Origin of the sequence: Endozoicomonas sp. SCSIO W0465 (assembly GCF_023716865.1) — a bacterium.
Classification (GTDB): Bacteria; Pseudomonadota; Gammaproteobacteria; order Pseudomonadales; family Endozoicomonadaceae; genus Endozoicomonas.
Genome location: NZ_CP092417.1, coordinates 2,393,259 through 2,405,356, shown reverse-complemented (window position 1 = coordinate 2,405,356; position 12,098 = coordinate 2,393,259). Strand labels below are relative to the sequence as shown.

Below are 12,098 nucleotides of genomic sequence, written 5' to 3'. Positions count from 1 at the left end.
GAATCGAATGAGCCAACGCAAAATACTTGTCACCAGTGCCCTGCCTTATGCCAATGGCCCGCTGCATATGGGGCACCTGGTGGAATATATCCAGACTGATATCTGGGTTCGTTTTCAGAAGCTGTCTGGAAACCTGTGTACCTATGTCTGCGCTGATGATGCCCATGGCACTGCCATCAGTCTCCATGCCGAGAAGCAGGGCATCTCACCGGAAGAGTCCGTGGCTCGTATCAATGTGGAACGGGTTCGTGATTTTGGTGAGTTCCATGTGGCGTTCGATAATTACTACTCCACCCACTCCGAGGAGAACCGCAAACTCTCAGAAGCGATTTATCTTGCTCTGAAGGAAAAGGGGCATATTGTCAGTCGAAACATCATTCAGGCCTATGACCCGGAGAAAGCGATGTTTCTTGCCGACCGTTACATCAAGGGTGACTGCCCGAAATGCGGTGCTTCGGATCAGTATGGTGATAACTGTGAAGTGTGTGGTGCCACCTACTCACCGGCGGAACTGAAAAACGCCCGTTCAGCCATTTCCGGGGCTGCCCCCGTTGAGAAAGAGAGCGAGCATTTCTTCTTCAAACTGTCTGATTTTGATGCCTTCCTGAAGCAGTGGACCCGTTCTGGTACTATCTCTGAAGAAATTGCCAACAAATTGGCCGAGTGGCTGGATGCAGGTCTGCAAGACTGGGATATCTCTCGTGATGCCCCTTACTTCGGTTTTGAAATCCCCGGTGAACCCGGCAAATATTTCTATGTATGGCTGGATGCGCCCATTGGCTATATGGCGGCATTTGAAAACCTCTGCCAGCGTCGTGATGACCTGAGCTTTGATGAGTACTGGAAGAAAGACAGTCAGTGCGAAGTGCACCACTTTATTGGCAAGGACATCGTTAACTTCCACTGCCTGTTCTGGCCAGCCATGCTCCACGGTGCCAACTATCGCACCCCAACCCGTGTGAACGTGCATGGTTATCTGACCGTGAACGGTGAAAAGATGTCCAAGTCACGGGGTACGTTTATTACCGCCCGTACCTACCTGGAACACCTTGATCCTGAGTACCTGCGTTATTACTACGCTGCCAAACTGTCCAGCCGTATTGATGACCTGGACCTGAACACCGATGACTTTATCCAGCGGGTAAACTCGGATCTGGTTGGTAAAGTGGTCAATATCGCCAGCCGTAACGCCGGTTTTATCAACAAGCGTTTTGATGGCAGGCTGTCAGCCAACCTCTCTTCCCCCCTCTCGTCATACAAGAGCGCACCTGAGCTCATCGCTGAGTTTCAGCAAGCCGCGACTCGTATTGCCGATCACTATGAAGGCCGCGAGTTCGGCAAGGCCATGCGAGAGATCATGGCGCTGGCAGACAAAGCCAATGCCTGGATTGATGAAGTGAAGCCATGGGTCGTTGCCAAAGAAGCAGGCAGCTCGGCTGAAAAACGACAGGAACTTCACGATATCTGCAGTACCGGCATCAATCTGTTCCGTTTGCTGATGATCTACCTCAAGCCTGTACTGCCAGCCATGGCAGTTAAAGCTGAGGCATTCCTCAATGTTGCCCCACTGACATGGCAGGATAGCCAGACACTGCTTCTGGATCACAATGTCAATCCATTTGCACCATTGATGACTCGCGTAGAAGCCGATAAAGTGGCGTCTATGATTGAAGCCAGCAAGGAGGTGCTAGCCCAGATGGAATCATCCAGTAAGCAATCTGAGACTGCTCCCGTCTCCTCTGGAGAGTGGTTGGAAAAAGACCCCATTGCTAACGAAATCACCTTTGATGACTTCGCCAAAGTTGATCTGCGTATCGCCAGAATCGTCAATGCCGAACTGGTGGAAGGGGCTGGCAAGTTGCTGCGTCTGTCCCTGGATATTGGTGAATCTGAGCTGCGCAATGTATTTGCCGGTATCAAGTCCGCCTATGCACCAGAAGCCCTGGTTGGCAAATATACCGTTATGGTGGCCAACCTGGCACCACGCAAAATGAAATTTGGTGTGAGCGAAGGTATGGTGCTGGCCGCTGGCCCGGGTGGTAAGGATCTGTGGATTCTGGAGCCACATGAAGGTGCTCAGCCCGGTATGCGGGTGATGTAAGCACATCATCCGGAGAACGTTTACCTTGGGTTATGATCTGATCCGGGTAAACATTCCCTGTATTCGCCTGTCCAGAAGTTCAAAACGGCGGCGCAGCTCATGCTTAGAAGATGGAGTTGGTGTCAGACTGACTCCACTTCGACCCGGGTTAAATAACGCCATTCTCCGGGCCTCAGCAGCGGGTCAAGTGTAATCATCCCCACCTGTTCTCTGTGCAACCCAACCACCTTATTACCGATGGCGGCAAACATACGTTTCACCTGGTGATACTTGCCTTCGGTTATGGTCAGTAAAACTTCTGAAGGTGAGAGAACCTCAAGCAAGGCAGGCTTTGTTAGACCCTTTTCTCCTTTCAACGTAATACCACGGGCAAACTGTGCAACTAGCTCTGCCCTCTGGTCTTCTGGCAGCGCGTCGGCTAATTGAACGCGATAGCGCTTGCCACACTCTTTCACTGGCGAGGTTAGCCGATGAGACCATTGTCCATCATCGGTAATCAGTACCAGCCCTGTAGTATCTGCATCCAGGCGGCCGGCAATATGGAGTGAATAGGCCTTGGGAATATCCAGCAACGAGAGAACCGATGGATAGACCTCGTCCACATTGGAGCAGAGCGTATCTCCGGGTTTATTGAGCATGATATAGCGAAGTCCACGCACCTTCACCAGCTCACCCAGAAGACGGACTTCACAGTCATCCGCTACTTTGAAGGCACTGTTTTTTACCACAATACCATCACAGGTCACTTCCCCTCGATGCAGACACTTTTTCGCACTGGCACGGGAAAGTTCAGTACTTTCACAGAGGTATTTATCTAAACGCATGGAGAGAGCTTGGTTTGGAAATGCCAGATAGTAATAGCAAAATAGAAAAATCGCTATACCAGTAAAAGTTAGTTCATTCAGGAGCCTTCCATCCCACCTTAAGCAAAACGACGCTTGCAAATAAAGAATGAGCTCCCCGAATAGGTTGGCTTTTCACGTCATCGGTCATAGAATACGGTACTATTTATCCCCCTTCTGTAAAACCGTACTTCCCGTATGGTCGAGGAACTCCCCATTGCTATTTTCTGAGCTGGCTCTTCATGAACGGGTGCAAAAGGCACTCTCTGAACTCGGGTTTGAACAGGCTACCCCGGTTCAGGAACAAACCCTGCCCCTGGCCATGACCGGCAAAGACCTGATGGTCAGCGCAGAAACCGGCAGTGGTAAAACCGCAGCGTTTCTGCTGCCCATGCTCAACCATATGCACACCACCCCTTCGCCCAAAACCAGCACCCGGGCACTGGTGCTCGTGCCTACCCGGGAGCTGGGCCTGCAGGTGTTAAAAGAGTGCGAAGCACTGGCTCGCTATACCTACATCAAGTCAGGACTCATCGTTGGTGGTGAGGACTACCGCCACCAGGTGAACACACTGCGGAAAAACCCCGAAATCATTATTGCCACCCCCGGTCGCCTGATTGAGCATATGAAAAACGGCAACCACGATTTCAGTGACCTGGAATACCTGGTACTGGATGAAGCGGACCGCATGCTGGATATGGGCTTCGGTCCCGACGTATTGAGCATCGTGGAAGAGTGCCACGGCGAACGCCAGACGTTCCTGTTCTCAGCAACCCTGGAAGCCCGTGGCCTGGGTGAAATGGCCTACCAGGTATTGAACGATCCTACCCGTCTGAAGCTGAATTCTGTCCGGGAAAAGCATGCCAATATCCACCAGCAGATTATTCTTTCGGACGATACCGCCCATAAAGAGAAACAGCTGATCTGGCTGCTCCAGAATGAAACCTATGACAAAGCCCTGGTGTTCACCAATACCAAAGCCCGGGCTGAGGAATTTGTCGGCAAAATCCGGGTTAAAGGCCTGAAAGTCGGCGTACTCCACGGGGATATGGACCAGCGGGAACGTAAGCACGTTATGCGCCTGCTGCAGGATGGCAAGATCAACATTCTGATTGCTACCGATGTCGCGGCCCGGGGCCTGGATATCAAAGGTGTGGAACTGGTTATCAACCTGGAAATGGCCCGCAATGGTGATGACTATGTCCACCGCATTGGCCGTACCGGGCGTGCCGGGGAACAAGGGCTGGCCATCTCCCTGATTGGACCGGACGAATGGAACCGGATGTCAGGTATTGAACGCTACCTCCGGCTGCGTTTTGAGAAACGTACCATCAAAGAACTGCCGGGCAGCTATAAAGGCCCCAAAAAGCTGAAAAGCTCCGGCAAAGCTGCCGGCAAGAAAAAACCGGCCGGTAAAAAAGGCGCTGGTAAAAAACAGTCGGCGGATAAACAACGTCACCGGGAGAAGAAGAACGTGGGCAAACGTCGTACACCGGCGGCTGAAGTCAAGCCCGCTTCTTCAACCACCACCTCAACCGATTCCGGTTTTGAACCACCCAGGCGCAGGAAGTAATACATCACATGAGCAATAACCTACCATTTTCCGCTCTTGGGCTGGATGAGTTGCTGATTCAGGCAGTCAACGAAGCGGGCTACCAGAATCCTACCCCGATTCAGGCCAAAGCGATTCCCATGGCCCTCACTGGTCGTGACCTGATGGCATCAGCCCAGACCGGTACCGGTAAAACCGCCGGTTTTACCTTGCCAATCCTGCACCGACTGGCGCAGATGAGAGCCAGTAAAGCGATCCGCGCCCTGGTGCTGGTCCCTACCCGGGAACTGGCCATTCAGGTTGACAATAGTTTCCAGACCTATGGCAAGCACACGGCTATCAAGACAGCTGCCGTCTACGGTGGCGTAGATATTGACGATCAGTTGCAGGTTCTGAAAGAAGGCGTTGATGTTCTGGTGGCGACGCCGGGTCGCCTGGTGGACATGATCAACCGGAAGCATATCCAACTGGACAGCTTGAGAATACTGGTGCTGGACGAAGCCGACCGGATGCTGGACCTGGGTTTCCGTGACGATATTCAACGCATTGTGCAAAACGCGCCGACAAAACGTCAGAACCTGTTGTTCTCCGCCACCTTTTCCAAAGACATCAAACAACTGGCCCATGAATTCATGCGCCATCCGGTCAGGATTGAACTGGAAAACCCCAACTCTGCCGCTAACACTGTGTCCCAGTCTTTCTACCCGGTAGACCAGCAGGACAAACCGGAGATCCTCAGCTATCTCATCCATGGTGGGCACTGGCAGAAAGTGCTGGTGTTTGTCCGCACCAAAAAAGCCGCCAACAAGGTTGCCGAGCTGCTGGCAGAAGACGGCATCAATGCCCAGGCCATTCACAGCGATAAAAGTCAGTACCTGCGTATCCGCACACTGGAAGATTTTAAAGATAACTATTTTGATGTCCTGGTAGCGACGGATGTGGCAGCCAGAGGCCTGGATATCGAACAACTGCCGCTGGTCATCAATTATGACCTTCCCAAAGTTCCCCAGGACTACGTTCATCGCATTGGCCGCACCGGTCGCGCTGGACAAAAAGGCAGGGCTATCTCTCTGGTTAACCCGGAAGAGAAAAAGTTATTGGCCGGTATCCAGCAGCTGATCAAAAAACCACTGGAAATAGAACCTCTTCCCTACTTTGAAGATGGTGAGGTTCGTCCCGCTGAGATTAATGAGCCCACCAGTAAAACACGCAACAAGCGAAGCAAACCTGAACTGAAAACAGGAAAGCCTGCGATAAAGCAGCGTTCGGGTAATAAATCACGGAATGGCAGCACCAGAAAACCTTCAGGTACTGCGCCAAAGAAAAGGCCTGCTGTTTTCTCCGGAAAAAAACGGAAGTCCTGACCAGAAGCGCTGATTCATTTCAGCCGGATGAAAAGCAATAAGCCGGGAATACCCTGCCTCTGCTGCCGGGTATTCCCACCGTAGAAAGCGGGAGAAAAAGGTCGCATACAATGGAAGATATTATTGAAGAACTGCGGGAATGCGCTCTGGATGTCTCAGTCCCACTGGAACTGCCGGATGAAGACCAGCTGGTGGAAGTGGAAGAACAGATTCTGATTCCCCTTCCCTACGAACTCCGGGAGTTTCTGCTGCAAGTCAGTGATGTCATATACGGTTCCATTGAACCGGTCACGGTCACCGATCCCCAATCCCATACCTATCTGCCGGAAGTTGCGGCCAATGCCTGGGCTGAAGGTCTGCCGAGAGAGCTGATCCCCATTTGTGAATGCAATGGTGAATATTATGGCATTTCCGAAGAAGGGGAAGTGGTGCGCTGGGCTGACGGTGAAGTGACTGACGACAGCTGGCCATCAATCTGGTTATGGGCCTGGGATATCTGGCTGGAGAGGTGACTGCTCCCCGCCCTATTGGGCGGGGCTTCTGATTTCTCAGGCAGCAACCGACAGTACGCCGGATTTACGCTTGCCTCCATCAACAGAAACGGACAGTCCTTCCGCTTTTAATTTCAAAATGCCCTGATTCTGGATGTTCTTCGCTGCATTCACATCCCGATCATGGGCTGCACCACACGGACAAACCCATGTTCGGATAGTCAACGGCATCGTTTCCTGTTTTAAACCACAACAAGAACAGGTTTTCGAGGATGCAAACCACTGATCTATCTTCACCAGATGTTTGCCCTCCTGCTTGGCCTTGTATTCCAGCTTGGTCAACAGGGAATGCCAGCCAGCATCAGCAATAGAACGGGCAAGACGCTTGTTCTTCAGCATGTTTTTGACCTTCAGCGTTTCCACAATCACCGCTTGGTTTTCGTCAATGAGTTGTCTGGAAAGTTTGTGCTGAAAGTCGCTACGGGCATTGGCTACACGTTCATGAGCCTTTGCCACCAGTAAACGGGCTTTAGCCCTGCCCTTGGAGCCTCTCTTGCATCGGGACAGGGCTTTTTGTTTACACTTCAGGTTACGTTGAGCATTCTTGAGGAAGCGGGGATTGCCGGTCTTATGGCCGGTACTGGTGATAGCCAGATCAGTAATCCCCATATCAATACCAACAACCTGTGATGCATTCAGATCGGTTAGTGGGTTTGGCTGCGCCAATCCATCATCGACCAGGATTGAGGCATAATACTTGCCGGTTGTTGTCTTGCTCAGGGTGATGGATTTCACCTTGCCGGTGATCTCTCTGTGTACTCTTGCCTTGAGGGGCAGACACTTGGGAACCTTGATCCAGTTTTCACCAACAGTGACAGACATGCAGTGATAGCTACTCTGCTTGCCTCTCTTTGATTTGAATCGGGGAAATCGGGCTTCCAGTTTTGGGTTAAAGAAGTTCTGGAAAGCGGTATCCAGGTTAATAATGGCCTGCTGCAAAGCAATGGAATCAGCATTCTTCAACCATGAGTACTTCCGGCTTTTCTTGGCCGTTGCCAGCAATGGCTTTAGGTGCTTCCTTGGTGAAAGGTTTTGATTCCGCACCCTGTAGTAGTGAGTCTTGATAGCCAGAGCCTTATTCCAGGCGAATCGGACAGCATCAAACTGACGGTTGAGAAAATCCGCCTGCTCTGCTGTTGGATAGATTCGTACTTTGGTGGCTCTCAGCATGGTTTGATATTTAAGTGCTCATTAATATAATCTTTATATTACTAGCTATTAATGGTCATTATAAAGTGAGTGCGCAAAACAAAGATTTGTTAAAAGACTACCTCCGACGCAGGCATAGTGTAACCAAGCTGGTTGTTCATTGTAACTGTTCAGCACCCCCACATAAATCTGGAATTTTCTGATTTTTATACCATCCTCTTAAGCACCATTTTTCCACAATATTCGCCAGCATGATTCCAGAACTACCCGCAACTATGTCGGCTGAGATTCTCTTGAAAGAGAATGCAGAGCTGCGGATGAGAGTTGCCTGTCTGGAAGAGCGATGTCGAGAATTGGAAGAAAAGGTTGGCAAGAACAGTCAAAACAGCAGCAAGCCGCCATCGTCTGATGGTTATCAAAAACCTTGTAAAAACAGTAATTCTCCAGATCATTCTGACGACCTTTCCGCAGATAAAGGTACCGATCCATCGGATGAAAAACCCAATCCTAAAAGTCTGAGACAGTCTTCTGGTAATAAAGCCGGTGGAAAGAAAGGGCATCAGGGCACTTGTCTTAAACAGGTCGATATCCCTGACTATATTGAGTACCTTCCGGTTAAAGAATGGTAACTGTTCAGCACCCCCACATAAATCTGGAATTTTCTGATTTTTATACCATCCTCTTAAGCACCATTTTTCCACAATATTCGCCAGCATGATTCCAGAACTACCCGCAACTATGTCGGCTGAGATTCTCTTGAAAGAGAATGCAGAGCTGCGGATGAGAGTTGCCTGTCTGGAAGAGCGATGTCGAGAATTGGAAGAAAAGGTTGGCAAGAACAGTCAAAACAGCAGCAAGCCGCCATCGTCTGATGGTTATCAAAAACCTTGTAAAAACAGTAATTCTCCAGATCATTCTGACGACCTTTCCGCAGATAAAGGTACCGATCCATCGGATGAAAAACCCAATCCTAAAAGTCTGAGACAGTCTTCTGGTAATAAAGCCGGTGGAAAGAAAGGGCATCAGGGCACTTGTCTTAAACAGGTCGATATCCCTGACTATATTGAGTACCTTCCGGTTAAAGAATGCAATAAATGTCAGGCGTCTCTTCTTGATAGTGAGCCGGTCAAATATATTGAACGACAGGTGTTTGAACCAGGGAGACCGGGTGAATTTGAAGTAACGGCCCATAGAGCTGAAGTAAAAATCTGCACTTGTGGTTGTCGGAATCAGGCTGAATTCCCGGAAGGTGTTACCGCTGCCGCACAATATGGCTCAGCCACACAGGCTATGGCCGTCTATCTTAACCAATACCATTTCCTGCCTTTTAAGCGCGTGTCAGAGTATTTTAATACTCTCTATAAAATGAGTGTAAGTGCAGGCACTGTCGCCAATTTTGTGGCCAGAACCTATGAAAATCTGGCTTCTACTGAAGAGGTTATTCGTGACGCCTTGCGGGAATCGTCTGTTGCCGGAGCCGATGAAACGGGTATGCGGGCCGAGGGCTCTTTGCACTGGCTACACGTTATGCGGGATGAACAATGGACGCTCTACTACTTGTCTGAAAAGCGAGGTCGTGAGGCCATGGACACGATGGGCATACTGCTAACATTTGCAGGCGTTCTGGTTCATGATCATTGGAAATCCTATTTTGCATATGCGGCAACTCACGTACTTTGCAATGCCCATCACCTGAGGGAGCTTTTGGGTGTTGTTGATAGGGACAGCAATCAACTGGCGTTGCGATTGATGAAGCTACTGAGGCTTTCCTGGCATTACTGCAAGGGCTTTAAGACCATAGGTATGCTACAGATGCCAAGTGTTGTCTGTGAACGAATCGAGAAGATTTATGACCGGTTGCTTCAGCGGGCTCTAATGAAAGAAGTCGTCTATATGGAGAAGCAACGAGAGGAGCTTAAGCGCAAGAAAGTCAAGAATACTAAAGCTTACAATCTCTTCAAACGACTCACTGAGTTCAAGGCTGAGACACTGCGCTTCATGTCAGATTTTACCATTCCCTTCGATAACAATGGCAGTGAGCGGGATGTTCGAATGGCCAAGTTAAAGCAGAAAATCTCAGGCTGCTTCAGGAGTGCAGACGGTGGTTCTATGTTTGCACGGATTCGCAGCTATTTGTCGTCTGCCAGAAAACAGGGAATGGACATATATCAATCACTTCATAGAGCTGTTCGGAATTACTGTAATATGCCTTTGCTCAGTGCTGAATAGTTACACTATATGAAAACCCGGTGCCCCCCGCCGCACAGAGGCAATCCATAAGCTGGAGGATGACATGATTCCTTGATGCGTCTCCGGGTGCTTCTGACAGCCTTTTCAGGGCCGCCAGTAACTCAACTACCAGGGTGTCGTATCTTTCCAGATCGGCCACATCCAGCGTTGATAGCACGTCTTCTCTGGCATGAGAAAGCGCTGCCATAACAGCAGTCAGCCTGGCTGATTCTGACACTGTATTCAGGCGTAAAAGGGCATCGTTGAAAAGCTCAACCACAGTGTGAGCATCTCTTGTCTCCCCCTCTGTGTAGACCGCACCTGGCAAGGCTCTGGTCAACAGGCGTGTAATCCCGGAATGCCCCCCGGAGCGAGCTTGCACGACAGGTGTTTTCCCAAACAGATCAGCGGCGTTTACCAGGGCAGCGATGGTATCTGGCGTTTGTGTTTTTGCCAGAGCAGCCAGCAACCGGGTAACAATCTTATCGTGACCAAATGCAGCAGCCATATAAAGCGGTGTTCTGCCGAATCGGTCTGCCGCGCCCAGTACCACCCTGATAGCCCCGGGCTTGTTCTCCTCCGGTAGTCCATTCAGGGCATCCAGAAACTGGTCTACAGCCTTTCTTTGTCCGAATTGTGCAGCCCAAAACAACTGAGTTCTACCGTCCGGGTCGGCTATATTCAGAACCAGTAGGATAGCCTCAGATTTGTCGGGTTCCTCGAGTATACTCAGGTTGGCTAATATCTCCGCCAGAACCTTGGTTTGTCCGCCCAGAGCAGCGTGCAGAAGCATGGTTTTCATTGCCTTGCTGGCAATCAACAGTTTTAAGCACTCCAGATGGCCGTTACGGGCAGCCACGTACAGCGCGGTGAGGCCAGCGGCATTGAGATCCGCCCCAGCATTGATCAGGGCTTCCAGGCAGTCGATGCACCCTTTCCGGGCAGCGATGTACAGCGGGGTGTCGCCATCTTCATTAGCGGCATTGAGATCCGCCCCAGCATTGATCAGGGCTTCCAGGCAGTCGATGCGCCCTTTCCGGGCAGCGATGTACAGCGGGGTGTCGCCATCTTCATTAGCGGCATTAAGATCCGCCCCGGCAGCGATCAGGGCTTGCAGGCAGTCGATGTACCCATTCTCGGCAGCAATGTACAGCGGGGTGACGCCATACTTAGTAGCAGCATTGAGATCTGCCCCGGCAGCGATCAGGGCTTGCAGGCAGTCGATGTGCCTTTCATAGGCAGCGATGCGCAGCGGGGTGCCGTAATGATCATTAGCGGCATTGAGATCCTCCCCGGCAGCGATCAGGGCTTGCAGGCAGTCGATGCGCCCTTTCCAGGCAGCGATGTACAGCGGGGTGACGTCATCATCATTAGCGACATTGAGATCCGCCCCGGCAGCAATCAGGGCTTGTAGGCAGTCGATGTGCCCTTTCCAGGCAGCGATGTGCAGCGGGGTGACGCCATTCTTATTAGCGGTATTGAGATCCGCCCCGGCATTGATCAGGGCTTGCAGGCAGCCGATGTGCCCTTTCCAGGCAGCGATGTGCAGCGGGGTGTCGCCATTCTTAGTAGCGGCATTGAGATCCGCCCCGGCATCGATCAGGGCTTGCAGGCAGTCGATGTACCCTTCCTGGGCAGCGATGAACAGTGCGGTGAAGCCATCCACACAAGCCGCATTGAGATCCGCCCCGGCATCGATCAGGGCTTGCAGGCAGTCGATATGCCCTTTCCAAGCAGCGATGTACAGCGGGGTGACGCCATTCTTAGTAGCGGCGTTGAGATCCGCCCCGGCATCGATCAGGGCTTGCAGGCAGTCGATGTGCCCTTCCTGGGCAGCGATGTGCAGCGGGTATACCCAATTCCCACGTGGCAAACCCGATGCCCGATAAGCTAACGCCGGGTCTCCCGCCAGTAACTCCTGTAACCAGGCAATCCGGTTGAAGCGACAGGCAGCCCGTATCGGTAGTTCATTCAGAGGGTTTGACCGATCCGGATGAACGTTGGTGTCAGAGACAGGCCGTGCTGTCAGCGGGCTTTGCAGTTTTTCGTGCGGGTGGGTGGTTGTCCGATTGGCCTGGTTATCCGGGGAGGTCATGGTACTTACGGTGTTGTTATGTTGCGATAATTCCCGGCCAAAAGTCTCTGCCACCGTCGCCCTTTGTACATTTCTTGTTAAGATCGATTGGCCAGCAACCGGGTCCATCCCCTCAATGGACCCGCTTATAACAGGGGTGGTTACTGGCCTTACAGGGCTTCCGTCGTCAGTTGAAACGGTACAGCCTGCACCGGTCAACCCGGTTTGATGAGCAG

9 protein-coding genes are annotated in these 12,098 nt (G+C 51.4%); 6 read left to right on the top strand and 3 right to left on the bottom strand.

The annotated features are described in order from the left end of the window. Nucleotides 1-7 precede the first annotated feature (7 nt). Nucleotides 8-2,101, top strand: coding sequence for a methionine--tRNA ligase (gene metG, locus MJO57_RS10350; RefSeq protein WP_252025113.1), 2,094 nt, complete (start codon nucleotides 8-10; stop codon nucleotides 2,099-2,101). 122 nt (nucleotides 2,102-2,223) lie between these two features. Here the strand turns inward: metG and rsuA are convergent, their stop codons facing one another. Beyond that, a complete protein-coding gene (gene rsuA, locus MJO57_RS10345) occupies nucleotides 2,224-2,925 on the bottom strand; it encodes a 16S rRNA pseudouridine(516) synthase RsuA (RefSeq protein ID WP_252025111.1) in 702 nt (233 codons plus the stop codon). A gap of 235 nt (nucleotides 2,926-3,160) precedes the next feature. Between rsuA and MJO57_RS10340 the strand changes: the two genes are divergently transcribed. The 3 genes from MJO57_RS10340 (at nucleotide 3,161) to MJO57_RS10330 (ending at nucleotide 6,371) form a co-directional block, all read left to right on the top strand. Next, nucleotides 3,161-4,516 carry a DEAD/DEAH box helicase gene (locus MJO57_RS10340; protein WP_252025109.1) on the top strand — a complete coding sequence of 452 codons (1,356 nt, stop codon included), beginning with the start codon at nucleotides 3,161-3,163 and terminating at the stop codon, nucleotides 4,514-4,516. A gap of 8 nt (nucleotides 4,517-4,524) precedes the next feature. Beyond that, nucleotides 4,525-5,859, top strand: a complete 1,335-nt coding sequence (locus tag MJO57_RS10335) for a DEAD/DEAH box helicase (RefSeq protein ID WP_252025107.1) — start codon at nucleotides 4,525-4,527, stop codon at nucleotides 5,857-5,859. 110 nt (nucleotides 5,860-5,969) lie between these two features. Further along, nucleotides 5,970-6,371 (top strand): SMI1/KNR4 family protein, encoded by a 402-nt coding sequence (locus MJO57_RS10330; RefSeq protein WP_252025105.1) that lies wholly within the window; start codon nucleotides 5,970-5,972, stop codon nucleotides 6,369-6,371. A 36-nt stretch (nucleotides 6,372-6,407) separates the two neighbouring features. Here the strand turns inward: MJO57_RS10330 and MJO57_RS10325 are convergent, their stop codons facing one another. After that, complete coding sequence (locus MJO57_RS10325; protein ID WP_252025103.1) at nucleotides 6,408-7,580, bottom strand: transposase; 1,173 nt, start codon at nucleotides 7,578-7,580, stop codon at nucleotides 6,408-6,410. A 230-nt stretch (nucleotides 7,581-7,810) separates the two neighbouring features. Here MJO57_RS10325 and MJO57_RS10320 point away from each other — a divergent pair, with 230 nt between their 5' ends. Together MJO57_RS10320 and MJO57_RS10315 are read left to right on the top strand one after the other, a co-directional pair. Continuing rightward, nucleotides 7,811-8,188: a DUF6444 domain-containing protein gene (locus tag MJO57_RS10320; RefSeq protein WP_252025101.1), complete on the top strand. Its 378-nt coding sequence runs from the start codon at nucleotides 7,811-7,813 to the stop codon at nucleotides 8,186-8,188. 85 nt (nucleotides 8,189-8,273) lie between these two features. Further along, complete coding sequence (locus tag MJO57_RS10315) at nucleotides 8,274-9,788, top strand: IS66 family transposase (protein ID WP_252017330.1); 1,515 nt, start codon at nucleotides 8,274-8,276, stop codon at nucleotides 9,786-9,788. Here the strand turns inward: MJO57_RS10315 and MJO57_RS10310 are convergent. Further along, nucleotides 9,775-11,937 carry an ankyrin repeat domain-containing protein gene (locus MJO57_RS10310; protein WP_252025099.1) on the bottom strand — a complete coding sequence of 721 codons (2,163 nt, stop codon included), beginning with the start codon at nucleotides 11,935-11,937 and terminating at the stop codon, nucleotides 9,775-9,777. The two genes, MJO57_RS10315 and MJO57_RS10310, sit on opposite strands and share 14 nt — an antisense overlap. Nucleotides 11,938-12,098: the final 161 nt, after the last annotated feature.